Consider the following 24,487-nt stretch of genomic DNA (forward strand, 5'->3'; position numbering starts at 1 on the left):
TGCGAAGCCTAGGACATTCTCGTGGGGCGCTGTCGGGCCACCGAACCCCGGCCGGGGCCGCCGGACTAGACCGGGGCGAAGACGACGAGCGACCGGACCGCATGCTCGGTCTCCTCGACCAGGGCCAGCACGGTCCCGTCGGGACCGAAGACGCCGTACGTACCCGGCCGTCCCACCGGGGGCAACCGTCGGCCATGGGACACGTCCGCTGCCGCCTCCGCCGTCACGTCGCGGCGCAGGAAGCCGGCCGCGACCGCGTCGGTCAGCGATGTGACCGCCCGCGGCCCCAGCTCGGCGAACGTGTCGAGAGTCACTGCGCCCGCCAGGTCGAAGGGACCAACGGCGGTGCGCCGCAGGGCGGTCAGATGCGCCCCGCAGTCCAACGCCGCCCCGAGATCACGGGCGAGCGCCCGCACGTATGTTCCACTGGAGCAACCGACCGTGACCTCCAAATCGGTTCCGGCCGGGTCCACCGCCCCGTCGCCCGCGGCCCGCCGCGCCAGCAGGTCGAAGCGGTGGACCGTCACCCGGCGTGGGGCGAGATCGACCACCTCGCCGGCCCGGACCCTGGCGTACGCGCGTACCCCGCCCACCTTGACCGCGCTCACGCTGGCAGGAACCTGGTCGAGCACCCCGGTAAGGGCGGCCATGGCCCGCGTGAGCCGGTCGGCGTCGACGTCCACCGGACGGTCCTCGACCGGCGCGCCCTCGGCGTCGTCGGTCGTGGTAGTCCGGCCGAGCCGGATCGTGGCGTCGTACACCTTGTCGGTGAGGGCGAGATGTCCGAGCAGGCGGGTTCCCCGGCCGGCTCCCAGCACCAGCACGCCCGTCGCCATCGGATCGAGGGTGCCCGCGTGGCCGATCCGACGCTGCCCGAGAATGCGCCGCGCCCTGGCGACGACATCGTGCGACGTCCAGCCGGCCGGCTTGTCCACGACGACGAGCCCGTCGACCTGTGGCCCGGGACTGGGACCGGGACCGGATCCCCGGCGGGATGCGGCTCCCCCCGGCCGCGCGGATCCCCGGGTGGATCCCCCCCGGGTGCTCACCGCGGGCTCCGGACCGCGTTCCTCGGGCCACCCGGGCCGCGCGGATTCTCCGGAGTCCCCGGGCCCCCCAGGCGCGGAGCCCGCGCCAGCGCGTCCCGAAGCACGTCCATCAACTCGTCGAGCGTCGTCCCGCAGGAGAATCCGGCGGCGAAGCGATGGCCGCCACCACCGAGAGCCGTACAGACCGCGCCGACGTCAACGTCCCCCTTGGAACGGACCGAGACCTTCCAGACGTCACCATCCTGCTTGCAGACAAGGGCGACCTCTGCCTCCGACACGGTGCGCACCGTGTCGATGAGCCCCTCGATCTCGTCGTACTCCAGTCCCGCGGCGCGCAGATCGGCCTGGCCGCACCAGGACCAGACGAGGTCGTACTCGGGCTCCAGCCGGACGCGGCCGAGAACCTCCCCGAGTAGCTTGAGATAGCCGAAGCGGTGGGTGTCCCACAGGGCACGGCTGATCAGGTCGGGACGGATGCCCGTGGCCACCAGCCGGGCGGCCAGCTGGTGCACCGCCGGTGTCGTCGCGGCGAAACGGAACGATCCCGTGTCGGTTACCAGACCGGTGTAGATCGCTGTCGCGATGTCCCGGTCGAGCCGCACGCCCAGGGCATCGACGAGGTCGATGACCATGGCGCTGGTCGAGGCCGCCTCGGGGTCGACCAGATTGAGATCGCCGAACCGGGTGTTGGAGGCATGGTGGTCGACGACCAGGACCCGGCAACCGGCCGTGGTGCTGGCGAGCCTGCCCAGCCGGGACCGGCTGCCGGCGTCCAGGGTCACCACGAGACCCGGCCGGCCGGTGACGGCCTCGGGGGCCACCAACAGATCCTGACCGGCGAGGAAACGAAGCACCCGGGGAACGACGAAGGGATCCGCGTCGAAGGACACCCGCGGCCTTCCGCCCAGCGACCGCAGCGCGAGCCCCAGCGCCAACGCCGATCCGAGACTGTCCCCGTCGGGGTTCACGTGGGCGATCAGCAGGATGTCGTCACCGGCGTCGATCGCGCCGGTCAGTGCGGTCACCGCGGCCTGGAAATCACCGGTCGGACCGGCACCGTCCGGGCGGGAGCGGTTGACCGACGCCGCCGGCGGGCCCGCGAGATCGGTCGCATCGCTCATCGTCAGTTCCCATCGCAGCTGTCTCGTGCCTGTCACCGCGGTGTCCCGGGCCCGTACCCCGTCATCCCTCCTGCCGGGCCGTCCCGCCGTACTCGTCCACCTCGCTCAGCTCATCCACCTCGCTCAGCTCATCCACCTCGCCGGCGGCGGGGCGCGGCCGGCGGTAGGGATCGTCGTCGCCCGCCGGGCGAGCATCCCGACGGACCTCGGCCAGATACGCGTCGCGTTCCCGGGCAACGCTGATCAACTTCTCCAGATGCTGGGCGTCGTCGGGAAGTCGGTCATGAACGAAGGTGAGCGTCGGGGTCACCTTCACCCCCGTGGCCCGGCCGACCTGGCTGCGCAGCAGCCCCCGGGCGGATTCGAGCGCCTGGGCCGACGCCTGCCGCGCCGTCTCATCGCCGTAGACGGTGTAGAAGACCGTCGCGTCGACCAGATCCGGCGTCAGCCGCACATCCGTGACGGTCACCATGCCGAGTCGAGGATCCTTGACGCCACGCTCCAGCGTGGACGCCACAACCTCGCGGATACGCACGGCCAGCCGCCGTGCCCGGGCCGGATCAGCCACCGTCCACCTCCTCGTTCGCCGGTCCCGCCGGCGGCACGCTCACCGCGGCAGATGCACCGGGTGCGTGCGGTTCACCGGGTGCATGCGGTTCGTCGTCCGCGTCGTCCGCCGAAAAGTAGCGCGCCCGCGCGGCGAGGACCTCGACGTCCGGTCGCTGGGCCACCAGATGCTCGCAGGAACAGAGGACCTCGACGCAGTGCGCCCGGTCCGCGGCGACGACCGCCATCCCGATCTCGGCTCGCCGGTGCAGATCATGATGGCCGGTCTCGGCCACGCTGAGGGCGAAACGGCGACGCAGCTCCGCCACGATCGGCCGCACCACCGACCGTTTCTCCTTCAACGAGTGCACGTCACCGAGCAGCAGATCAAGGCTGAGGGTTCCGATCCACATGGTCGTCTCCCGCCGCCGGGCACACACCGCCGGTGACGATCGGGCAGACAGCTCGATCGTCACCGGCCGCGGAGGTGCTCAGGCGCGGGGAACCTCCCGTTGCTCGAACGTCTCGATCACGTCATCGATCTTGATGTCGTTGAACGACCCGAGACCGATACCGCACTCGTAGCCCTCGCGGACCTCCGTCGCGTCGTCCTTGAAACGCTTGAGCGACTCGACCGTGAGGTTGTCGGCCACGACGACGCCGTCGCGGATGAGCCTGGCCTTGGTGTTCCGCCGGATGACGCCGGAACGGACCAGAGAGCCGGCCACGTTGCCGATCCGCGGCACGCGGAAGACCTCGCGGACCTCGGCGGTACCGAGCTGCGCTTCCTCGTAGACGGGCTTGAGCATGCCCTTCAGGGCGTTCTCGATGTCCTCGATAGCCTGGTAGATCACCGAGTAGTACCGGACCTCGACGCCCTCACGGTCGGCCAGCTCCGTCGCCTTGCCCTGCGGCCGGACGTTGAAGCCGATGATGATCGCGTCGGACGCCGACGCCAGCATCACGTTGGTCTCAGTGATCGCGCCGACCCCACGGTCGATGATCCGCAGACCGACCTCGTCACCGACATCGATCTTGAGCAAGGCGTCCTCGAGCGCCTCGACCGAACCGGACACATCGCCCTTGAGGATGAGGTTGAGCTGGGTCTTCTCGCCCTCCTTCATCCGCTCGAGGATCGTCTCCAGCGTCGGACGGCCCCGGCTCAGCGCCAGCTCCGCGTTACGCTCGCGGGCCTGACGCCGTTCGGCGATCTGACGGGCCACCCGGTCCTCGGGCACCACCAGGAAGTTGTCACCCGCGTCGGGAACGCTGGTGAACCCCAGGACCTGGACGGGTCGGGCCGGGCCCGCCTCGACCACCTGACCACCGTGTTCGTCGAGCATCGCCCGAACCCGACCGAACGCCTCGCCGGCGACGACCGAGTCACCGACCCTCAGCGTGCCGCGCTGGACCAGCACGGTCGCCACCGGACCCCGGCCCCGGTCGAGCCGACCTTCGATGGCGACACCCTGCGCCTCGACCTCGGTCGGAGCCCGCAGGTCCAGGGATGCGTCGGCGGTCAGGACGATCGCCTCGAGCAGGCCGTCGATGTTCGTCCGGTTGCGGGCGGAGACGTCAACGAACATCGTGTCGCCGCCGTACTCCTCCGCCACCAGGCCGTACTCGGTGAGCTGACCCCGCACCTTGGCCGGGTCGGCGCCCTCCTTGTCGACCTTGTTGACCGCCACCACGACCGGGACGCCGGCCGCCTGGGCGTGGTTCAGCGCCTCGATGGTCTGCGGCTTCACCCCGTCGTCGGCGGCCACGACCAGGACCACGATGTCCGTCACCTGCGCACCGCGGGCCCGCATGGCCGTGAAGGTCTCGTGGCCCGGAGTGTCGATGAAGGTGATCGGACGCTCGTCGCCGTCGACCTTGGCCCGCACCTGGTAGGCACCGATGTGCTGGGTGATACCACCGGCCTCGCCCCCGACCACGTCGGTGGAGCGGATGGCGTCCAGCAGTTTCGTCTTACCATGATCGACGTGACCCATGACGGTCACGACCGGCGGCCGGGAGCTGAGCTCGACGTCGTCGCCGTACTCCCCGCCGAAGGAGAGGTCGAAGCTCTCGAGAAGCTCCTTGTCCTCGTCCTCCGGGCTGACGATCTGGACCTCGTAGCCGAGCGTGACACCCAACAGCTGCAGCGTCTCGTCGGTGCAGGACTGGGTCGCGGTCACCATCTCGCCGAGCTGGGTGAACACGACCTGGACCAGAGCGCCCGGGTTCGCGTCGATCTTGTCGGCGAAATCGGCCAGCGAGGCGCCACGGGGAAGCCGGATGGCCTGCCCGTTGCCGCGGGGCACCATCGCGCCCATGCGCGGCGCTTCGAGCCCGCTCTCCCATTCCTGCCGCTTCGCGCGCTTGGACTTGCGCTGGCGACCGGGGCGACCACGGCCACCGGGGCCGAAGGCGCCCGCCGTGGTCCCACCGCGGCCACGGCCGCCGGCCGCGGGACGACCGGGCGCACCGCCACCGCCGCCACCACCACCGGGACGACCGGGCGCACCACCACCGCCGCCACCACCACCGGGACGACCGGGCGCACCACCCCGCCCGGCGAATCCGCCGGGACGCGGACCGCCGCCACCGCCGGGACGACCGGGCGCGCCACCACCGCCGGGACGACCGGGCGCGCCACCACCGCCCGGGCGTCCGGGAGGGCCACCGGCGGGCCGAGGCTGGAACATGTTCGCGTTGGGGCGCGGCCCCCCGGTGCCACCTGGGCGGGGCGGCATGCCGCCCCCCGCTCCTGACCGTGGACCGCCGGGACGTGGTGGCATCCCGCCGGGAGTGGGCCGTGGACCACCGGCACCGGTGCCACCGGGGCGCGGTCCACCCGGCCGGGGGGTACCTGGCCGGGGGGTACCCGACCGCGGGGCGCTGGGCCGGGGAGTGGGCGTCGATGGCGGACCCGACTGCCCGGCCGACGGACGCGGCCCAGCGGACGGACGCGGCCCAGCGGACGGCGTCGTGTAGGGGTTGTTACCGGGCGCAGCCGACCGGGGTCCGGGACGCGGCCCGGGCCGGGGGCCGCCTGCGGTCGGACCGCCAGCGGTCGGACCGCCAGCGGTGGGACCGCCAGCGGTGGGACCGCCAGCGGTGGGACCCGAGGGAGGAACCGGGGTGCCGGGACGCGGACGGCCACCGCCCTGCGGGGCACCGGGACGCGGAGCGTTCGGCCCGGGTCGCGGCCCGGAGGGAGCGGACGGCACGGACGGCATCGGCGGCGCGGGCACGGCGGAGGCCGCGGCCGGACGGGGAGCGGCGGGTGCAGACGTCGGCGAAGCCTGCACCGGGGAGGCCTGCACCGGCGAAGCCTGCACCGGGGAGGCCGGTAGCGGCGGGGACGCGGGCGAGGGGGACGGCGCCGGGGTCGCCGGACCGGGCCGGCCGAGGGGACCAGGCCGCCCGGGAACCGGGCGCGGACCGGGCCGAGGCGCCAGACCAGGACGGGACGGCGGGGTCGGACGAGCGCCGCCACCCGGCGGTCCCGGACGGCTGGTGGCCCGGCCCGGGGAAGTGGGTGCGCCGTCGGCGGGGAACGCTTCCTTCAATTTGCGGACGACGGGTGCCTCGACAGTGGACGAAGCGGACTTCACGAACTCGCCGAGATCCTTGAGCTTGGCGAGCACGGTCTTACTGTCGACACCAAGCTCCTTGGCGAGCTCGTGTACGCGGGCCTTTCCTGCCACGGTGCTCCTTCGTTCGGCCCGCGGTCCGTGCCCGCGTGACCTCGTTACCTGCCGGTCGTGATCATGGCTGGGTGCTCATTGAGCGGTCATCGCTGTCTCGACCTGCTTCCCTGTCGACGTCTGTTGGCGCCGCCTGTGGGAGCGGATGCCGCTGGCGCGGGTACCCACTCCGTCTGACCCGGCCGGCCCGCTGCCGCGGTCCGCCCGTTCCATCCATCCATCTTTACCTGGTATCTCCCTGTGCCTGGCGCGACTACGGCGGACCGCTCCCGGAGGGACCGGCTACCGCGGGCGAAACCGCTCCAGATACAGCCTGACCTGCTTCGACCCGAGCGGGCCTGACACCCGCAGTGCTCGTGAGAACGCCTTGCGACGCTCCGCGAGATCGAGGCACGCAAGATCAGGATGCACGTGCGCACCCCGACCACGCATCCGACGACGAGCATCCGGCAGAAGCTCGCCGCCTTCTACGACGATACGCAGTAGGTCAGAACTCGACGCACGGCTTCGGCATCCGACACAGGTACGGACGGGCTCCGCACGACGCGCCATCGTAAGTCTATCCCGCCTGGCCCCGAGAATGGCCACCCGCGGCAGGTGATCGCCGCGGCACCGTAGCTGGTCCCGATCGTCGAGGCGCTCCAGCGGAGTCCCGTTCGGATCCGCTCCCACCGCCCTCGCCGGAGTCCTCGGTGTCAGAGTGGATGTCGATGCGCCACCCCGTCAGCCGGGCGGCGAGGCGGGCGTTCTGCCCCTCACGCCCGATGGCCAACGACAGCTGGTAATCGGGCACCACCACCCGCGCCGAGCGGCTCGCCGGATCCGTCACCTCGACCCGGGCCACCCGGGCCGGAGACAGCGCGCTCCCGACGAAGGTTGCCGGGTCGGCCGACCAGTCAACGATATCGATCTTCTCGCCCCGCAGTTCGGCCATGACGGCACGCACCCGGCTGCCCATCGGCCCGATGCACGCGCCCTTGGGGTTGACCCCGGCCACCCGGGACCGCACCGCTATCTTGCTGCGATGCCCGGCCTCGCGGGCGATCGCGGCGAGTTCCACGGTGCCGTCGGCGACCTCGGGCACCTCCAGCCGGAACAGCCCCTTCACCAGCTCGGGATGGGTGCGGGACAACGTCACCGTGGGTCCGTGCGGCCCCCGCGCGACGTGCACCACATAACACTTGATTCGGTCGCCGTGCTCAAGCCGCTCGCCGGGGACCTGCTCGGCCGGCGGCAGGACACCCTCGACGGTGCCGAGATTGACGAGCACGACCCTGGAGCCGGCCCGCTGTTCGTGATGTTGCACCACACCGGAAACGATCTCGTGCTCCCGGTCGGCGTACTGGCCGTAGGTGACCTCCTGCTGGGCCTCGCGCAGCCGCTGCATGATCACCTGTTTGGCGGTCATGGTCGCGATCCGCCCGAAGTCCGCCGGGGTGTCGTCGTACTCCCGGCTGGTGCCGTCCGGGCCCTGTTCCCGGGCAAGGACGGAGACATCTCCGGTCGTCCGGTCGATCACCACCCGGGCGTCCTGCGCGGACCCGGCCGTGTGGTGATAAGCCGTCAGCAGGGCCGTCTCCATCGCCTGCACCAAGGTGTCAAAGGCAATGTCCTTCTCCCGCTCGATTCCGCGCAGCGCGGCCACGTCGAGCTTCACCGGGTCATCTCCTTACCGGCCGCGCCCCGGGGGCCGGCCTCCCGGCCGTCGTCATTGGATTCCCTCCCCGGCGCCGCCGGAAGATCGTCGTCCGGCTCTCCGTACCCGAGATCGGCTGTCTCGCCGGGTTCCACCAACACGGCGGACAAAGACGGCGTCTCCACCGACTCGATAGAAAGATCATCATACGCCTCGGCCGAGAACTCGACCTCGACGGTAGCCCGGGCCACCTGTGCGAAGGTCACCCGCGCGAGCCGCCGACGCGGGGGGCGTCCGGGCCGCGCGGGATCCGTCGCCACCGCCAGATCCGCCCCCGATTCGTCGGCGGACAGGACACGCCCGGCGAGGACGATGCCGTCTCGATCACGTACCGTGACAAGCCTGCCGATCGCGCGGCGCCAGTGCCGAGGCTCGGTCAGCGGCCGTTCGACGCCCGGTGAGGTGACCTCGAGAACATAAGGCCCGGCGACCAGGCCCTGGCCGTCGGTCTCGGCGGCGTCAAGCAGCTCGGAGGCGAGCCGGCTGGCGTCCGCGACCGCGTCCAGGTCGACTCCTCCGTCGCGGTCCACCACCACCCGCACCACGCTGCGCGATCCGGCCCGTGTGACCGTCACATCCTCGAGATCGAAGCCCGCGTCGGCGAGGCCAGCCGCCAGCCGAGCCCGCAGCGCCGTCCGAACGCCGCCGCGCCCGCGGGCCGATCCGGATGGGCTCCGGTCACGCGCGCGGCCGGCCTCCCCCGCCCCTACCACTTCGACCGTCCCTTCCCGCATCCGCGATGCCTGATCATCCGCCGAACCCACGACGTCGCTCCCCACGCCGTAGGCCGGCCGCTACGTTGTCATCCCCCGGGGGCGATACCCAGGTTCGGCCGGCGCCATCAAGCCGTGCGACCCTCGTCGACCCGACCCGCGGCACCGTCGAACAGCGAGGACCGACCGCCGACGGTCCCGCCGGGCTGGGCCGCCCCGGGGCGACGGCATCCCGGGTGAGATCCATAGCCTACGTCCGCCCCGACCGGGGTCCGTCGCGACCCGGGGGTAACCGGATCAGGCCGCGCGGACCACACGGCGCTCCGGACGACAGCAGGGGATGTGCAAAGCTGCGACGGTGGATCCGGCGAACCTCACCCACGCCTCCCGACGACGGCTCCTCACCGGGCTGACCAGCCTTGCCCTTACCGGATTCGCCGGATTTGCCGGATTCGAGGCCGCCGGCTGCAGCACCACGGTCACGACGAATCGGACCGGTCCCGCGGTGGGTCCGGACGGCGACGACCGCCGGGCGGCGAGGGCCGCCGCCGTCCGGGCGGCCGCGCTGGCCGCGGCGTACCGGACGGCGGCCGAGCGCCACCCGTCCCTGCGTCCCCTGTTCGACACGCTGCGGGCCCATCACGAGGTCCAGCTCCGGACCTTGGCCGAACAGTTCCCGGGCTCCGCACCGGCCACCCCGACCCAGGCGACCACCCCGACCCAGGCGACCACCCCGACCCAGGCAGCCACCCCGACCCAGGCAGCCACCCCGACCCAGGCAGCCACCCCGACCCAGGCAGCCACCCCGACCCAGGCAGCCACCCCGACCCAGGCGATCGGGCGTGACGGCGCCGGGACGGCGGGAACGGCGCAGCTCGTCAACGAGTCACCCACGGCCCGCGCCGCCACCCTCGCCTCCCTGACCGGGATGGAGGGTGCGGCGACGAACGCCGCCCGCACCGACTGCCTGCGCGCGGGCGGTCCGCTCGCGTCCCTGCTGGCGAGCATGTGCGCCGCCGGGACCGCGCATGCGGAGCTGCTGGCCCTCGCTGCGAGCCGGGTGTCCGGATGACCGCCGACACACCATCGGGCGATCCGGCGTCGGCGACCCCCACGGAATCGACCGCCGCAACCGAGCACCCGGATCCCGCGGGCGTCGCGGCACTGGTCACGATGCTCACGGCCACGCATGCCGCGGTCTACGCCACCGCGGCGGCGGGAGGTGCCGTCGCGCCGCTCGGCCCGGCCGCGGCTCAGGCGCGCGAGCTCGCGCGACTGAGCTGTCTGGCGCACCAGGCGCTGCGCGACGACCTCATCACCGCGATCCGGGCCCGCGGCGGGGATGCGCCACCGGCACTGCCCGCCTATCGGCTCCCCGTCGCGCCGGAGGGCATCGGGGCGGCACTGGCCCTCCTGGCCAGGATCGAGGACGCCTGCGCCATGGCGGCCCACGACGCTGTCGCTGTGCTCGTCGGGGACGTCCGTGCGCTGGCTCTGGACGCGCTGACCGGCACCGCCGTACGCGCGCAGCGGGCCCGCATCGCGGCCGGCATGCCGCTGGCAGCCGCGAGCCGCGCGCTACCGGGGACATGACCTGGCGTCCAGGGAGGCCGGGCCGCTCCCGTCAGCGGGTGACCCACGCGTCGGGATCGCAGCCGAGGGTGGTCACGATGTCCGGAAGCTGACCACTCGCCACGTCGGCGAGGGTCACGGCCTCCAGCACCCGCCGCAGGTTCACTCGAACCGCGATCCACACATCCTGCAGGTGCTTGGCCGCGCCGTCGTAATTCGTGTCCTCAGGACGCCGGCCCCGCACGCTGGCGAGCGGACCGTCGGTCGCCCGGATCACCGTGGCGATGGTGATCCGCTCGGGGGGAAGGCTCAGCTGGTATCCCCCGTCCGCGCCCCGGCGGCTCTGGACCAGCCCCGCCCGGCGTAGATCGGTGAGGATGTTCTCGAGGAAGCGCAGCGGCAGATCCTGCGCCGCGGCAAGCGCCTCGCCCTTGACGAGCCGACCGTTGCTCGCGGCCAACGTCAGGAGTGCGCGCAATGCGTAGTCGGCGCGAGCGGAGATCTGCATGCATCCATTTTGCCGCCGGTCCTCGCCGAATGGGTGGGCCGGGTCGGCACCGGGCGAGGCACGGCCCCGCGCCGACGGGCGCTGTTCCCGCCGCCGGCTCGGCCAACGAACCTGCCGGCCAACGAACCTGCCGGCCGGGGAATCGGGACTTCCTCAGCCAGCCCTCTCGGGACGGGGGGCGTCCGTGCCGCCTCCGGCGGAGGAGGTGGCCGTGGTGGCGGCCGCGGCGGACCCGTCGGCGCTGCCGCTCCGGCGACGCCGAGCTGCCCGGACCGCCGTCGTACCCTCCGCAACCAGCCCACGGCGCTGCCGCATCCGCTGGTCCGCCGCGTTGAACCCGGCGTCGATGAGCACCCCGATCACGAAAATCGTGATCATCGAGGCCAGTACCCCGACCGTGTCGAGTAGTTCGCGGGCATTCTGCAGGTCAGCTCCGACGGACGGATGCCCCGGAACGATGACCAGCAATTCGCCGGCCATCAGGCTGCGCCAAGCGAACGCCCAGCCCTGCTTCAGGCCCGCGAGCACCGAGGGCAGGGCCGCCGGTACCACGACGTACCGGTAGAGGGACAGGCTACGCGCGCCCATGCTGCGGCCGACCTGGACCAGCAGAGGCGGCACGTAGTCCACGCCGTAGATGACGCCGTTGGCCACCGAGGGCGCCGCCCCGAGCACCACCACGAACATGATTGCGGACTCGCTGAGCTTGAACAGCAGGACGGCGAGCGGGAACCAGACGATCGAGGGCATCGTCTGCACCGCGGTGATGAACGATCCCACCGCGGTACGCAGGACTCCGAAGCGGGACACCGCGATCCCGACCACGGTGCCGATGAGCACGGCGAGAGCGTATCCCTCCAGGGCCCGGACCAGGGTGCGGGCGAGGGCGTCCCAGAAGTGTCCGCTGCCCAGCTGGTCGACGAACTCGCCCAGTGCCTCGCCCGGGCCGGGCAACACATAGCTGGGCTTCCAGCCACTCCAGACGACGATCTGCCAGAGCAGCAGGAACAGGAGCAGAGCGCCGAGCTTCGGCCAGCTGGCCGCCCAGACGCGGACCGCGAACGGCCGCCGTTGCGCGGTCGGGATGTCCAGCGCGTCGAGGCCGGCGAGGGCCGTGTCGACGTCGAAGGACTTACCCGCCTCGCCGAGCAGGACACTCTTATCGCTGGAGACGCTGACGTCAGTGGCCATGGCGGCCGACCTCCTCGCGTAGCCGCGCGGTCACCTTGGTGGCGAGCTCCGAGACGTGGGTGGAGTCGATCCGGCGGGGGCGGTCGAGGTCGACGTCGAAGATCTCCGCGACCCGGCCAGGCCGGGAGGACAGCAGCACGATGCGGTCACCGAGCCGGACCGCCTCACGCACATCGTGGGTGACGAAGATGACGGTGACCCCCGTCTCCCGCCAGATCCGTTCAAGTTCGTCGTGGAGCAGATCGCGGGTCATCGCGTCGAGCGCACCGAACGGCTCATCCATGCACAGGATGTCGGCCTCCTGCGCGAAGGCCCGGGCCAGGCTCACCCGCTGGCGCATGCCGCCGGACAGCTCATGGGGGCGCTTCGCGGACATACCGGCGAGCCGGACCATCGCGAGCAGACTCTCGACCCGGTCCCGCCGCTCGGCCTTGCCGATCCCCCGCAGCCGCAGCGGCACCTCGACGTTGCCGCCCGCGGTCAGCCAGGGCAGCAACGCCGAGTCCTGGAACATCATCCCAACCCGCCGGCCGGTGGTGTCGACGACGCCCACAGACGGCTGGTCGAGACCGGCGACCAAGCCGAGCAGGGTCGATTTCCCACAGCCGGACGCGCCGAGGAGACAGACGAACTCGCCCGCCCGGACGTCCAGGGAGACGTCGTCGAGCGCCTTGACGCTGGCGGGCCCGGATCCGAAGACCCGACTGACGCGGTGGATGCGCAGCGCGGTGTCGGCGGGTACAGCGGTGTCGGCGAGTACAGCGGTGTCGGCGAGTACAGCGGTCATGGTTCATTCCCCCGTCGCGGTGTATGCGGCCGGTGTGCATGGACGGATGGACGGACGGACCAGGCCGGGGCATCGATGATCGACACCCCGGCCTGGTCGTCGCCCTGTGGTCTCGGACCGAGGTTCAGCCGGCCCGGCTACCGCCGGGTGCCGCGGGTCAGGAGTCGGCGACCGTCGGTTTGCCCTGCTTGGCGAGGATCTCGTTGAGGACCGTCAGATCGAACAGACCGTCGAGCTTCGGGTTCTTGATGAGGCCGAGCTCCTCCTGGTGCTTTGCCGAGGTGAACAGGGACGCCGCGATCGGGTCCGGAGTGAAGGTCAGCCCCTTCCAGGCCAAGGTGAGGATCTTGTCGGACAGCGGCTTGCCGCTCAGCTTGCCCAGCGCCGTGTTGGTGACCTTCGCGCCGGCGTCACGGTCGGCGTTGAGCGCGTTGATCGATTCCACATTCGCCGTGATGAGCCGGCGGACGATCTCCGGGTTCTTCTTCAGATAGTCCGTGCTCACCAGAAGCACCGTCGTGACGAACTGGCCCTTGGTCTCCGGCCACTCGTCGGCCTCGTCGACGAGCACCTTGCCCCCCGCTGCGACGAGCCGGGAGGCCGTCGGCTCGGGCACCCAGGCCCCGTCGATGGCCCTGTTGGCGAAGGCGTCCACCGTCACGGTGTTGTCCTGGGGCTTGATGGAGACATCACCCCCACCCTGGGTGTCGGTCTTCAGCCCGTTCTTCTTGAGGAAGTACCGCAGCGCCACGTCCTGGGTGTTGCCCAGGCTCGGGGTGGCGAGCGTGGTGCCCTTGAGCTGCGCGACGGAGGTGATCTCAGGCTTGACCACCAGCGACGCACCACCCGAGGTAGCGCCGGAGACGATCCGCACCGCCTCCCCGTGCGACTTGATGAAGCTGTTGACCGCCGGGTTGGGACCGATATAACCGGCATCGATGGCGCCGGACAGAATCGCCTCCGCCTCCTGCACGCCGGAGTTGAAGGTCGATGTCTTGAGCGTGACTCCAGAGCCGAGGTCCTTGGCGAAGATCCCCTTCTCGGCGCCGTAGAGAGCTGGCGCGTGGGTGAGGTTCGGGAAGTACCCGAGCCGTAGGGTGCCGGTGATCTGGCCGTTCGAGGCGACCGTCTGGGAGTCCCCGTCGTCACTCGAGCAGCCCACCACCGCCAGTACAAGCGCCCCCGCGGCGATGAGTGGCGTCGCTGCACGCCACAGTCTGCTCGGCCTCATAGATACCCCCTCACGCGGGCTGACACCCGCGCCATGCAAGTCGATCGAAGTCATCGGGATGGTAAGCATGCCAGATGGTGCCCATCCTGGCCAGGTGGCTTCATCACGATGACATCGATCTGCAATATCTTTGACCAGACAGGAGCACATATCCGACAAAACAGACATTTTTTTCGCTGGAGCGCAGAGGCCCCGGACACCATAGGAGCGGGTCCGGGACGCTCTCAGACCGGGATCGACCTCAGAACAGGATCGACCTCAGAACAGGATCGACGCGAAGGTCCCGACCCGCTGAAAGCCCACCCGGTCGTAGACTCGGCGGGCGGCATGGTTGAAGTCGTTGACGTACAGGCTGACCCGCGGGGCGAAGGCGGCCCGCGCCAGCGCGACCACGCTCGCGGTTCCCGCGGCGCCGAGGCCGCGCCCACGCAGCGCCGGGTCGACCCAGACGCCCTGGATCTGGCAGACGTCGCCCGCGACGGCGCCGATCTCGGCCTTGAACAGCACCCGGCCGTCGGCGATGTGGGCGAAGGAACGCCGCTGACCGACAAACTCGGCGACGCGGGCGCGGTAAAGGGCGCCGCCGTCGGCGAGCACCGGGGACACCCCGATCTCCTCGGTAAACATGGCGATGCAGGCCGGCAGGATGACGTCCAGCTCGTCCGGGCGCACCGGACGCACCGCCGGATCGGGGGCGACCCGCGGCGGGCGGTCGATCACCAGCAGGGGCTGGTCGGCCCGTACCTCTCGGGCCCGCCCCCAGGTCGGCTCCAGATGCTTCCACATCGCCGTCACCGAGGAGGAGACGCCGACGATGGACGAGCAGCGCCGTCCCTGCCGGCGGGCCCGCTCGGCGAACAGTCTCGCCGAGGTGGGGCCCGCCGCCACGGGCCAGAGGTTGGCGCCGAAATAACACAGGGCGACCAGGCGGCCGTCCACGGTGTGCCCCCACATCTCGGCGCCGAGACGCCACGGGTCGAGCCCCGCCGCCTCGACCCGAGATGCGACGAACACATCGGCGACCGGGTTGCGGGCCAAGAGCTCGCGGACGGCCGGAAGATCCCTGTCGTCAAGCAGACGGGTCGGCGCGGACCGCAGAGGTAGGCCCATCCGGTCGAACCGGTTAACCCACGGAAACCGAGGGTTCGCCGGACGGGGTGCCGTCCGCCGCCATCTCCTCGGCCAGCCGCATGGCTTCCTCAATGAGGGTTTCCACGATCTGCGCCTCCGGAACGGTCTTCACGACCTCACCTCGGACGAAGATCTGACCCTTGCCGTTCCCGGATGCGACGCCGAGATCGGCCTCCCTGGCCTCGCCCGGCCCGTTCACGACGCAGCCCATGACGGCGACGCGCAACGGGACCTCCATGCCCTCGAGACCGGCGCTGACCTGATTGGCAAGGGTGTAGACATCGACCTGAGCCCGACCGCAGGAAGGGCAGGATACGATTTCGAGCTTACGCTGCCGAAGTCCCAGGGACTCCAGGATCGCGGTGCCGACCTTCACCTCCTCGACCGGCGGTGCCGACAGCGACACCCTGATCGTGTCACCGATTCCCTCGGCGAGCAGGGCCCCGAAGGCGACCGCGGACTTGACCGTGCCCTGGAAGGACGGTCCGGCCTCGGTGACACCGAGGTGCAGCGGGTAGTCGCAGGCCTGGGCGAGCAGCCGGTACGCCTGGATCATGACGACCGGGTCGTGGTGCTTCACCGAGATCTTGATGTCACGGAAGTCGTGCTCCTCGAACAGCGAGCATTCCCACAAGGCCGACTCCGTCAGCGCCTCCGGCGTGGCCTTGCCGTACTTCGCCAACAGCCGCTTGTCGAGTGAACCCGCGTTGACCCCGATCCGGATCGGAACGCCGGCGGCCTTCGCCGCGCGAGCAATCTCCCCGACCTTGTCGTCAAAAGCCTTGATGTTGCCGGGGTTGACCCGGACCGCGGCGCAGCCCGCGTCGATCGCGGCGAAGACGTACTTGGGCTGGAAGTGGATATCGGCAATCACCGGGATCGGGGACTTGCGGGCGATCGCGGCGAGGGCGTCGGCGTCGTCCTGGCTTGGCACCGCGACCCGGACGATCTGGCATCCCGACGCTGTCAGCTGTGCGATCTGCTGCAGCGTGGCGTTGACGTCCGACGTCAACGTGGTGCACATCGACTGAACGGAGACCGGAGCGTCACCCCCGACCAGGACGTTGCCCACGTGGATCTGCCGGCTGTGCCGCCGCGTGCCGAGCGGACGGGCCGGAGCGGTTGGCATGCCCAGAGTTACGGTCACGTTGTCCTCACTGGCGAATCGGAGACGAAGATCGACGTGCGACTGACTCGGCCTGTCGGCTGCAGGAGGCAGGGCAGAATGGCACACCGTCGCGCATGTTCATACGAAATTACTGATTCAGGCGAATGGGATTGACGATGTCGGCGGACAGGACAAGCAGACTGAACCCGAGCAATACGACGACCGTGGCGTACGTGGCTGGTAACAGTTTGGCGAAATCCACCTTCTGCACCGGACCGCGATAACCCCGGAGCCTGCGTAGACCGTGCCGGGCCTGCTCGAAGCCCAGCACGGCAATATGACCGCCGTCCAACGGGAGTAGGGGCAACAGGTTAAAAATTCCGACCGCGAGATTGATCGCGGCGACCAGAATGAGAAGGTTCCGCACCCGGTCCACGGCCGAACTGCCCTCGGCCGAGACCACGTCACCGCCGATACGCGCCGCTCCCACCACGCTGATGAAACCCTGGGGGTCGCGGTTGTCGCTGAAGATATTACCGATATCACCGATCCGGCGGGTCAGCGTTTCGTACATGCCGGTGAACCCGGACCCGATGACATCGAAGGTGCGGGGCACCGCTTCGATCGGGTTGTAGTGCACTGTCTCGGTTCCCGGTTTGACGCCCAAGGCGCCGACCCGGTCGTCGCCCGCCTGCCCGGTCTCCCGATCGCGCCGGACCTCCACCAGGTTCGGCGTGAGAGTGAGGGTGCGGCCGTCCCGTTCGACGACCATCACCGCAGGCCCCGCTCCGTGCGCACGCACCTGCCGGGTGAACTGCGTCCAGGTCGTGACCGGAACTCCGCCGAAGCTGACGATCCGGTCACCCGGCCGCAGACCGGCCGCCGCGGCCGGCCCCGGTCCGGAACAAGTCGCGGTCGTGGCGATGCAACTCGTCGCGCCGACCCTCGACTCGCTGATCGTGGTCGTGCCCAGGACAACGAGCACTCCGTAGACCAGCACGATGGCGATGACGAAATGCACGAAGGAACCGGCCGACATGACCACGAGCCGGGCCCGCGCCCGCGCATTGTGGAAGGCGCGGGGTTCATCGGCCGGATCGATCTCCTCGAGCGGAGTCATCCCCTCGATCTTGACGAAACCGCCGGCCGGAATGGCCTTGACACCGTACTCGGTCTCCCCCCGCCGCCGGGACCAGATGGTCGGCCCGAAACCGACGAAGAACTTGGAGGCCTTCATGCCGTAGTGCCGGGCCGTCACGAAATGCCCGGCCTCGTGCGCGACGACCGACACCAGCAGGGCCAGTGCGAACGCCGCAATGCCGAGAAGCTCCATCAGACCGCCCCCTCGGCGCCGGGGGGGCGGCTCATACCGTGTCCCGTTCGGTCTCGCGCCGGATCAGCCGCCCTGCCGCCGCCCGCGCGGCTCGTTCGGTGGCGAACACCTCCTCCACCGTGGGATGATCGATCACTTCGTGCTCGGCGATGACCTCGGCCACCAGGTCGACGATACGGATGAAGGGCAGCCGCCCGGCGAGGAAGGCCGCCACCGCCTCCTCGTTCGCGGCGTTGAAGACCGCGGGGGCGGTGCCGCCGCGCCGCCCGGCTGTGCGCGCGAGCTCCACCGCCGGGAACGCCACCTCGTCCAGCGGTTCGAAGGTAAGCGCCTGCGCCCGCGACCAGTCCATCGGCGGCTGTGCCTGCGCCACCCGGTCCGGCCAGCCGAGCGCCAGCGCGATGGGCAGTCGCATGTCCGGTGGGGAGACCTGAGCGATCGTCGAGCCGTCGGTGAACTCGACCATCGAGTGCACCAACGACTGGGGGTGCACGACGACCTCGATGTCGTCGTAGGGAACCCCGAAGAACAGGTGCGCCTCGATCAGCTCAAGCCCCTTGTTCATCAGGGTCGCCGAGTTGATCGTCACCAGGGGTCCCATGTCCCAGGTGGGATGGGCCAACGCCTGCTCCGGGGTAACGGCGGCAAGCTCGTCGCGGCGGCGCCCGCGGAAGGGACCTCCGCTGGCGGTCAACACCAGTTTGCGTACCTCGTCCCGCCGCCCGCCACGCAGGCACTGCGCCAGTGCGGAGTGCTCGGAATCCACCGGCACCAGGCGGTCGGGGTCGCCACCGAGCGCGTCGAGCACCAACGGCCCCCCGGCGACCAACGATTCCTTGTTCGCCAACGCCACAGTCCGGCCGGCGGCCAGCGCCGCGAGCGTCGGGGCCAACCCGACCGAGCCGGTGATGCCGTTGAGGACGATGTCGCATGGCCACGCCGCGATCTCGCTCGCGGCGTCGGGACCGGCGAGAATCTTTGGCACGGGGAACTCACCCCGACGGTAGCCACGCCGCGACGCCTCGGCGAAGAAGGCCAGCTGGAGGTCCTGAGCGGCCGAGGCCGCCGCCACTCCCACGGCCTGGACGCCGAGGTCCAGTGCCTGAGCGGCGAGCAGGTCCACCCGGGACCCGCCGCCCATCAACGCCACCACCCGGAACCGCTGCGGGTTGCGGCGTACGACATCTATTGCCTGGGTTCCGATCGAACCGGTGGACCCGAGCAGGACAACCTCACGCAGGATCGAAGCCTCCACCACGTCACCTATTCTCTCAGGCCCACCGACCGCTCGACGCCGCCCTGTTCGGTTCATGACAGGTGCCACCCGAAGATGCGCAATGGGTCCAGTGACAACTACGTTTCGTCAGGTCTGGTGGGCAGGACTTTGCGGTCGCCGCCCACCCCGATCGGCCACCCCGATCGGGGTGGCACGTCGGCCCGGTCGGTCACGTCGACGACGGCTCCGACGTCTACTCATCCCCGGCCGGGTGAGGAAGAAGGTGTGGCGCCGGCTGCCGGCTGCCCGGACGGTTCGGCACGGGGGGCGGCATCCGGGGCGGCGGGCGACGCGGGCGTGGTGGCAGGTCCGGAGGATGCGGCGGGTCCGGAGGATTCAGCCGACGGTGCCGCGGGAGTCGGACTGGTGGCGACGCCCGGGCCGGCGGGACCGGCGGAGACGGCGGGAGCGGGCAGGCCACTTGTCGCGGGCGTAGGCGTGTAACCGAAATAGGTCAACGCCACAATGGTGGCACTCAGGCTGACGGAGGTCGGACCCAGCGCCGGGCGTGCCTGCGCCCCCGGCCAGGTGTGCCCCGCGCCCTGCATGGCTAACAGTCCGACATCGTGGCCGGCTGGGCAGCCGCTCCACACGGTGCGCTGCCAGGCGGCCGTGTCCCGGGAGGTCTGGCGGGCTCCGCCGCAGCCCAGAGCGGAGGCGTACCGGGCGAGCCGGTCTTCCACGGGCTGCGCGACGACCCCGGTGAAGGGGGCCGGTCGCGGAGCACCTCCGCCGGCATACGGTGCGATCTGGTCCGAGGTCCCATGGATCTCCAGGACGTTGGTGGCGGGCTTGGCGCAGGAGCCGGGCAGCACGCTCGACCCGACGGTCACCGCCGCCGCAAGACGGCCCGGCAGCGCGCAGGCCAGCGTGAGCACCATGTTCGCGCCGTCACCGTAGCCCACGGCGAAGACGCGTCCCGCGTCCAGGCACATCTGACCGACAAGGTCGTTGAGCAGCGCGCCGACGAAGAGTACGTCGTCGGGTCCCACCGCCTTCGATCTGGTGAAGTTCCACCGCATCTGCGTCCCGATCGGGGCGGCGACCACGAAGCCCGCCTTCGTCCCCTGATCGGCGAGCCGCGTGTACGCTTCCAGATCTTCCGGCGTCTGATTCAGATCATGGAAATTTAAGATCAGTGGTAGTGGCCTGGCCCGTGGACCCGCGGTCGGTACGGCGAGGACGTAGCCGCGCTCGGTTCCTCCCACCCGCAGCGTGCGGGTACCGATCCCGGACGGCAGGGTCTTCCCGGTGACGCAGCCGCTCTCGGGGGGTGGTGGGACCGTGGGCAACGGTATGGCCGACGCCACGGCGGCACCGGCGGCACGACCGCCGGATGCTCCGAGAGCGGCCTGGGTCGCCGAGGTCTTCGCCGGCCCCGGCTCCTGGGACATCGCGTACCACAGGAGCAGCAGCAACACTCCGGCGGCGGCCGTGATCGGCAGCCATACGGTGTTCGTCGCCCGGATACCCGGCCGGGAGGCCCCCCGGCGTCGACTCGTCGGACTACCGAAGGACACGGTCACCGTCAGGCGTCGTGCTCCCCACGGCACCGAACTCGACGAGACGGTCGGATCCGACCTGCTCCGGCCGGTCCCTCCGCTCCGGCTTCCCGGCCGGCTCGGCCGCGAGCTGTCCGCAGGCTGCCGCGATCTCCCGGCCCCGGGTGTCGCGCACCGTCGTCACGATGCCGCGGTCACGGAGCCGGCGGACGAACGCGCGCTGGCCGGCCGGGGCGCTGGCGCGCCACGAGGATCCACCGGTCGGATTCAACGGAATGAGGTTCACATGCGCGAGCCGGCCGACGAGCAGGTCCGCGAGGGCGTCGGCGCGTCCCACGTCATCGTTGACCCCGTCGATCAGCGCGTACTCGACGCTTACCCGTCTGCCGGTCATCTCGGCGTACTCCCAGGCGGCCGCGAGCACCTCGACCACCGGCCAACGGGTGTTGATGGGGACGAGTTCGTTCCGTAGAACGTCGTCCGGGGCGTGCAGGGACACCGCCAGAGTCACCGGCAGGCCCTCTCCGGCCAGACGACGAATCGCCGGAACGAGGCCGACGGTGCTGACCGTCAGGCCGCGAGCCGACAGGCCCAGGCCGTCGGGGGGGTGAGCGGTGAGGCGGCGTAGCGCGGCGATCACCGCGGCATAGTTCGCCAGCGGCTCGCCCATCCCCATGAAGACCACGTTCGACAACCTGGTCTCGCCGCCCGCGAGCTCACGGCGCCGGAGAACCCGGGCGGCGTGCACGACCTGTTCGACGATCTCCGCGGTCGACAGGTTGCGGGTCAGCCCCCCCTGACCGGTGGCACAGAACGGGCAGCCCATGCCGCAGCCCGCCTGGCTCGACACACAGACCGTCGCGCGATCCGGATATCTCATGATCACAGACTCGAGAGAAGCGCCGTCCACGGTCCGCCATGCCGTCTTGCGGGTCAGACCGTCGTCGCAGCTCAGCGTCCGCACCGGGACGAGCAGCCTCGGCAGCAGGGCGTCGAGGAGCGGCTGGCGGTCCCGCTCCGGCAGGTCGGTCATCGCCTCGGGCTCATCGGCGGCGATCAACCGCGCATAGTAGTGCCGGGCCACCTGATCGGCGCGGAAGGCCGGCTGCCCCAGCGACACCGCGACGTCACGCCGTTCCTGCCGGGTCAGGTCGGCGAGGTGACGCGGCGCTCGGCCCGCTCGCCGGGTGAGTGTCAGCCGCACGGGCCGGCCCGCCTCGGCGGTCGGGGGCTGGTCCGGACGTCCGGATTCGGCGGTCGTGGCAGTCATCGCGGATCCAGTCTGCCAGGTGACCGCGACCGAGACGAATGCACTGATCTGTCCGAAGGGGCCTACGAGAGGCGAGACCGGTCGACTGGACCCGGTTTCGATCAGTTCAGGAAGGAAGTGATCAGAAGCCAGGCGACCGGGGCGGTGCACAACAACGAGTCCAGACGGTCCATCAGGCCACCATGGCCGGGCAGCAGGCTGCTCATGTCCTTGATGCCGATGTCGCGCTTGAGCAGAGACTCACCCAGGTCGCCGATCGTCGCGGTACACGCGACCGCCAGCCCGAGCAGAACGCCCTGCCAGGCCTCGGCCTCCAGCGGCCAGGCCAGCACGATCCCGGCGACGATCACACAGGTCACCGCCGAACCGGCGAATCCCTCCCACGACTTCCCCGGGGAGACGGTGGGGGCCATCTTGTGCCGACCGCCGGAGAGGACACCGGCCGTGTAACCACCGACGTCGCTGGCCACCACCGTTCCCAGAAAGGCGACGACTCGCCAGCGACCATCGGAGGGTTCGGTGAGCAGCGCGGCGAAGCCTGCCGGAAAGCCGATGTAGCCGGCCACGAACGCGGCGCCGGCGACGTCGCGGAGCAGACCCGTGGACGGCCCGAAAGCACGGACCAGCGCCGCCACGCCGATGGTGCCGGCGAGAGTCAGCAGCAGGCCGGTGGTCCCGTCGGCGTACGCGACGACCGGCATGGCCGCCGCCCCGGCAACCAGGGGAAGCAGGGGAACCCGTACCTGCGTCAGTCGGATCGCGCGGACCACCTCGTGGGTGCCCAGGGCCATCGCGGCACTGATCACCCCGACAAAGATCACCCGCAGGGTGAACAGCGGAACGAGGATGACGGCACCGAGAAGGATGCCGACACCGATGGCGGCCGGCAGATTGCGGCCGGCACGTGAGGGCCGGGACGCCGTCCCGGCGGGCCGGCCGTGATTACCGGACCCAGGCGAGGATCCCGGCGGCGAGGATCCCGGCGGCGCGGATGACCCGGACGGCCCGGACTCAGCCACCGCGCGGCCGTCGACAGTCGTCATGGCTGCCCGGCCGTGGGCAGCGACCGCCGCATCGCGTATGCGTCATGCGCGGATCCGGGGACCGTCCAGGCGATTCCGAGACCATGGGAACCGAACATCGGAGCGAGCGGCCGGTATCGAGAACGGACGCGGGAGTGATCAAACCGAGAGAAGATCCGATTCCTTGAGCCGAAGAAGTTCATCCACCTGTCCGACGTATCGGTGGGTTGCCTCGTCGAGATCCTTCTCACCCCGCCGGCCCTCGTCCTCGCCGGCATCGCCGTCCCGCACGATCCGATCGATCGTGTCCTTGGCGTGACGTCGGACGTTGCGGATACTCACCCGGGCTTCCTCGGCCTTGGTCCGAGCCACCTTGACAAGATCGCGACGCCGTTGCTCGGACAGCTCCGGAAAAACACACCGGATGATGGTGCCGTCATTGCTCGGGTTGACCCCGAGATCGGAATCACGCACGGCCTTCTCGATCGCCCCCAGGGACGACTTGTCGTAAGGCGTGATGATCACCATACGTGGCTCCGGGATGTGGAACGACGCGAGCTGCTGCACCGGTGTCGGAGCGCCGTAGTAGTCCACCAGGATCTTGGAGAAGACCGCGGGAGTGATACGCCCCGTGCGGATGTTCGCGAAGTCCTCCCTGGCGACCGAGACCGCCTTCTCCATCTTCTCCTCGGCCTCGAGAAGCGTGTCGTCGATCACCGCATTTCCTTCCGTCTGTTCCTGGTCCGCCGGCGTCCACCGGGCGCCGGTCCTGTCATCACCGCGGTTCGGCCGAGCGCAGCCGAGTTCGTCGTCCCAGGGGCGAAGCCGTCCCGCCCGGTCCCGGATTCGCCTGACCGATGATCGCACAGCCGCCGCCTGCAGTGTGCCCTACCACGACGTCCCCGCCGACCTGGGCCGACACCGCACCCACCGAGAAGCCTCGGAGCCGACGGCCGCCGGCCGCCGGCCACCCGACAGGGAGCCGGCGGTCCGACGACGCTCAGGCCTGGCGGATGTTGAACCGGGAGAACCGACCGACCTCGATCTTCTCACCCAGTGACGCGCCGGCCTGGTCGAGCAGAGCTCGGATGGTCACCTTGCCGTCCTTCACCCATGGCTGGTCAAGCAGCACGCTGCTCTTCACATACCCGTTGACGCGCCCTTCAACGATCTTCGCGATCGCCTGCTCGGGCTTGCCCTCCTCGCGGGCCGCGGCCTCGTAGATCTTTCGCTCCGCCTCGAGGACCTCGTTCGGGATCTGCTCGGCGGTGACGTACAGCGGGTCCGCCGCGGCGATGTGCTGCGCGAGATCGCGGGCGAGTTGCTTGAAGTCCTCGGTCTTGGCCACGAAGTCCGTCTCGCAGCGAAGCTCGACGAGCACGCCGAGGGTGGGCGGGAGCTGCGGGTCGGTCCGATGCAGATAGGACTCGACCAGGCCGTTGGCGGCGCTGCGTGCCGCACGCTTGGCGACCTGCGCCTTGCCCTTCTCCCGCAGCCAGGACTTCGCCTTCTCGAAGTCCCCGGCGTTGTCGACCAACGCCTTCTTGACGTCGCTCATCCCAGCGCCGGTGAGCTCCCGGAGCTTCCGGATGTCAGCGACTGAAATCTCTGCCATGGTGCTCTTCTCGTCGGTGTGGGTCTGGATGCTGTCGTAGTTCTATCGGCCCCGGTCCCGCGGTGCCCGCCGGGCGCCGCGGGAGCGCCCGCCCGAGCGGCCCTGGCTGCGCGCCCGATCC

Annotated in this window: 22 protein-coding genes and 1 pseudogene; 2 read left to right on the plus strand and 21 right to left on the minus strand. The window is 70.6% G+C overall.

Translation table 11 applies throughout. The features are described from left to right. Positions 1 to 65: 65 nt before the first annotated feature. The 8 genes and pseudogenes from truB to rimP all read right to left on the minus strand — a co-directional run bounded on the left by truB (position 66) and on the right by rimP (position 8,871). Positions 66 to 1,049: a tRNA pseudouridine(55) synthase TruB gene (gene truB / locus BMG523DRAFT_RS06430; RefSeq protein ID WP_011437934.1), complete on the minus strand. Its 984-nt coding sequence runs from the start codon at positions 1,047 to 1,049 to the stop codon at positions 66 to 68. Further along, positions 1,046 to 2,170, minus strand: a complete 1,125-nt coding sequence (locus tag BMG523DRAFT_RS06435) for a bifunctional oligoribonuclease/PAP phosphatase NrnA (RefSeq protein ID WP_023840216.1) — start codon at positions 2,168 to 2,170, stop codon at positions 1,046 to 1,048. The genes truB and BMG523DRAFT_RS06435 overlap by 4 nt, the downstream gene beginning before the upstream one ends. A gap of 61 nt (positions 2,171 to 2,231) precedes the next feature. After that, entirely contained in the window at positions 2,232 to 2,738 is a 507-nt protein-coding gene (gene rbfA / locus BMG523DRAFT_RS06440) for a 30S ribosome-binding factor RbfA (protein ID WP_011437936.1), read from the minus strand. A gap of 94 nt (positions 2,739 to 2,832) precedes the next feature. Beyond that, a pseudogene (locus tag BMG523DRAFT_RS06445) lies at positions 2,833 to 3,129 on the minus strand (DUF503 domain-containing protein); the annotation flags it as partial. Between the two features lie 78 nt (positions 3,130 to 3,207). Continuing rightward, positions 3,208 to 6,411, minus strand: a complete 3,204-nt coding sequence (gene infB / locus BMG523DRAFT_RS06450) for a translation initiation factor IF-2 (protein ID WP_043590650.1) — start codon at positions 6,409 to 6,411, stop codon at positions 3,208 to 3,210. 282 nt (positions 6,412 to 6,693) lie between these two features. Further along, a complete protein-coding gene (locus BMG523DRAFT_RS22745) occupies positions 6,694 to 6,963 on the minus strand; it encodes a YlxR family protein (protein ID WP_011437939.1) in 270 nt (89 codons plus the stop codon). 7 nt (positions 6,964 to 6,970) lie between these two features. Then, the gene (nusA, locus tag BMG523DRAFT_RS06455) at positions 6,971 to 8,068 is read right to left on the minus strand and encodes a transcription termination factor NusA (RefSeq protein ID WP_011437940.1); all 1,098 of its coding nucleotides are present in this window, start codon (positions 8,066 to 8,068) and stop codon (positions 6,971 to 6,973) included. After that, complete coding sequence (gene rimP, locus BMG523DRAFT_RS06460) at positions 8,065 to 8,871, minus strand: ribosome maturation factor RimP (protein ID WP_011437941.1); 807 nt, start codon at positions 8,869 to 8,871, stop codon at positions 8,065 to 8,067. The genes nusA and rimP overlap by 4 nt, the downstream gene beginning before the upstream one ends. Before the next feature lie 289 nt (positions 8,872 to 9,160). On the opposite strand from rimP, the gene BMG523DRAFT_RS06465 reads away from it, so the two are divergent. Together BMG523DRAFT_RS06465 and BMG523DRAFT_RS06470 are read left to right on the plus strand one after the other, a co-directional pair. Next, the gene (locus BMG523DRAFT_RS06465) at positions 9,161 to 9,892 is read left to right on the plus strand and encodes a hypothetical protein (protein ID WP_152987833.1); all 732 of its coding nucleotides are present in this window, start codon (positions 9,161 to 9,163) and stop codon (positions 9,890 to 9,892) included. Then, positions 9,889 to 10,413, plus strand: coding sequence for a DUF4439 domain-containing protein (locus BMG523DRAFT_RS06470; protein WP_011437943.1), 525 nt, complete (start codon positions 9,889 to 9,891; stop codon positions 10,411 to 10,413). Before BMG523DRAFT_RS06465 ends, BMG523DRAFT_RS06470 begins: the two co-directional genes overlap by 4 nt. Before the next feature lie 31 nt (positions 10,414 to 10,444). Here BMG523DRAFT_RS06470 and BMG523DRAFT_RS06475 read toward each other — a convergent pair whose 3' ends face one another. From BMG523DRAFT_RS06475 to tsf, 13 genes are all read right to left on the minus strand, one after another. Continuing rightward, complete coding sequence (locus tag BMG523DRAFT_RS06475) at positions 10,445 to 10,900, minus strand: Rrf2 family transcriptional regulator (protein WP_011437944.1); 456 nt, start codon at positions 10,898 to 10,900, stop codon at positions 10,445 to 10,447. Positions 10,901 to 11,053: 153 nt separating this feature from the next. Continuing rightward, positions 11,054 to 12,091 (minus strand): ABC transporter permease, encoded by a 1,038-nt coding sequence (locus BMG523DRAFT_RS06480; RefSeq protein WP_011437945.1) that lies wholly within the window; start codon positions 12,089 to 12,091, stop codon positions 11,054 to 11,056. Then, positions 12,081 to 12,878 carry an ABC transporter ATP-binding protein gene (locus BMG523DRAFT_RS06485; protein ID WP_011437946.1) on the minus strand — a complete coding sequence of 266 codons (798 nt, stop codon included), beginning with the start codon at positions 12,876 to 12,878 and terminating at the stop codon, positions 12,081 to 12,083. The genes BMG523DRAFT_RS06480 and BMG523DRAFT_RS06485 overlap by 11 nt, the downstream gene beginning before the upstream one ends. A gap of 157 nt (positions 12,879 to 13,035) precedes the next feature. Then, on the minus strand, positions 13,036 to 14,109 hold the full coding sequence (locus BMG523DRAFT_RS06490) for an ABC transporter substrate-binding protein (protein WP_011437947.1): 1,074 nt from the start codon (positions 14,107 to 14,109) through the stop codon (positions 13,036 to 13,038). A gap of 258 nt (positions 14,110 to 14,367) precedes the next feature. Beyond that, positions 14,368 to 15,219, minus strand: a complete 852-nt coding sequence (locus BMG523DRAFT_RS06495) for a GNAT family N-acetyltransferase (RefSeq protein ID WP_043590654.1) — start codon at positions 15,217 to 15,219, stop codon at positions 14,368 to 14,370. Between the two features lie 13 nt (positions 15,220 to 15,232). Continuing rightward, positions 15,233 to 16,387 (minus strand): flavodoxin-dependent (E)-4-hydroxy-3-methylbut-2-enyl-diphosphate synthase, encoded by a 1,155-nt coding sequence (gene ispG / locus BMG523DRAFT_RS06500; protein WP_011437949.1) that lies wholly within the window; start codon positions 16,385 to 16,387, stop codon positions 15,233 to 15,235. A gap of 109 nt (positions 16,388 to 16,496) precedes the next feature. Further along, complete coding sequence (locus BMG523DRAFT_RS06505; RefSeq protein WP_011437950.1) at positions 16,497 to 17,681, minus strand: RIP metalloprotease; 1,185 nt, start codon at positions 17,679 to 17,681, stop codon at positions 16,497 to 16,499. 31 nt (positions 17,682 to 17,712) lie between these two features. Beyond that, the gene (gene dxr / locus BMG523DRAFT_RS06510; RefSeq protein ID WP_035731407.1) at positions 17,713 to 18,948 is read right to left on the minus strand and encodes a 1-deoxy-D-xylulose-5-phosphate reductoisomerase; all 1,236 of its coding nucleotides are present in this window, start codon (positions 18,946 to 18,948) and stop codon (positions 17,713 to 17,715) included. 206 nt (positions 18,949 to 19,154) lie between these two features. Next, a complete protein-coding gene (locus BMG523DRAFT_RS06515) occupies positions 19,155 to 20,477 on the minus strand; it encodes a PHB depolymerase family esterase (protein ID WP_235462911.1) in 1,323 nt (440 codons plus the stop codon). After that, positions 20,464 to 21,729 carry a 23S rRNA (adenine(2503)-C(2))-methyltransferase RlmN gene (rlmN, locus tag BMG523DRAFT_RS06520; protein WP_051623789.1) on the minus strand — a complete coding sequence of 422 codons (1,266 nt, stop codon included), beginning with the start codon at positions 21,727 to 21,729 and terminating at the stop codon, positions 20,464 to 20,466. The genes BMG523DRAFT_RS06515 and rlmN overlap by 14 nt, the downstream gene beginning before the upstream one ends. Before the next feature lie 101 nt (positions 21,730 to 21,830). Then, entirely contained in the window at positions 21,831 to 22,772 is a 942-nt protein-coding gene (locus BMG523DRAFT_RS06525; protein WP_011437954.1) for a phosphatidate cytidylyltransferase, read from the minus strand. Positions 22,773 to 22,910: 138 nt separating this feature from the next. After that, complete coding sequence (gene frr, locus BMG523DRAFT_RS06530) at positions 22,911 to 23,468, minus strand: ribosome recycling factor (protein ID WP_011437955.1); 558 nt, start codon at positions 23,466 to 23,468, stop codon at positions 22,911 to 22,913. A gap of 283 nt (positions 23,469 to 23,751) precedes the next feature. Further along, the gene (gene tsf / locus BMG523DRAFT_RS06535) at positions 23,752 to 24,366 is read right to left on the minus strand and encodes a translation elongation factor Ts (RefSeq protein WP_011437956.1); all 615 of its coding nucleotides are present in this window, start codon (positions 24,364 to 24,366) and stop codon (positions 23,752 to 23,754) included. Positions 24,367 to 24,487 lie beyond the last annotated feature (121 nt).

Origin of the sequence: Frankia sp. BMG5.23 (assembly GCF_000685765.2) — a bacterium.
GTDB lineage: Bacteria > Actinomycetota > Actinomycetes > Frankiales > Frankiaceae > Frankia > Frankia casuarinae.

What these genes read in the sequence shown, in the direction of transcription:
- BMG523DRAFT_RS06435 (WP_023840216.1), bottom strand. Translation starts at nt 2,170, where the DNA reads ATGAGCGATGCGACCGATCTCGCGGGCCCGCCGGCGGCGTCGGTCAAC.
- BMG523DRAFT_RS22745 (WP_011437939.1), bottom strand. Translation starts at nt 6,963, where the DNA reads ATGGCGCGTCGTGCGGAGCCCGTCCGTACCTGTGTCGGATGCCGAAGC.
- BMG523DRAFT_RS06465 (WP_152987833.1), top strand. Translation starts at nt 9,161, where the DNA reads ATGTGCAAAGCTGCGACGGTGGATCCGGCGAACCTCACCCACGCCTCC.
- BMG523DRAFT_RS06470 (WP_011437943.1), top strand. Translation starts at nt 9,889, where the DNA reads ATGACCGCCGACACACCATCGGGCGATCCGGCGTCGGCGACCCCCACG.
- BMG523DRAFT_RS06475 (WP_011437944.1), bottom strand. Translation starts at nt 10,900, where the DNA reads ATGCAGATCTCCGCTCGCGCCGACTACGCATTGCGCGCACTCCTGACG.
- BMG523DRAFT_RS06480 (WP_011437945.1), bottom strand. Translation starts at nt 12,091, where the DNA reads ATGGCCACTGACGTCAGCGTCTCCAGCGATAAGAGTGTCCTGCTCGGC.
- BMG523DRAFT_RS06485 (WP_011437946.1), bottom strand. Translation starts at nt 12,878, where the DNA reads ATGACCGCTGTACTCGCCGACACCGCTGTACTCGCCGACACCGCTGTA.
- BMG523DRAFT_RS06490 (WP_011437947.1), bottom strand. Translation starts at nt 14,109, where the DNA reads ATGAGGCCGAGCAGACTGTGGCGTGCAGCGACGCCACTCATCGCCGCG.
- BMG523DRAFT_RS06495 (WP_043590654.1), bottom strand. Translation starts at nt 15,219, where the DNA reads ATGGGCCTACCTCTGCGGTCCGCGCCGACCCGTCTGCTTGACGACAGG.
- BMG523DRAFT_RS06505 (WP_011437950.1), bottom strand. Translation starts at nt 17,681, where the DNA reads ATGGAGCTTCTCGGCATTGCGGCGTTCGCACTGGCCCTGCTGGTGTCG.
- rlmN (WP_051623789.1), bottom strand. Translation starts at nt 21,729, where the DNA reads ATGACTGCCACGACCGCCGAATCCGGACGTCCGGACCAGCCCCCGACC.
- BMG523DRAFT_RS06525 (WP_011437954.1), bottom strand. Translation starts at nt 22,772, where the DNA reads ATGACGACTGTCGACGGCCGCGCGGTGGCTGAGTCCGGGCCGTCCGGG.
- tsf (WP_011437956.1), bottom strand. Translation starts at nt 24,366, where the DNA reads ATGGCAGAGATTTCAGTCGCTGACATCCGGAAGCTCCGGGAGCTCACC.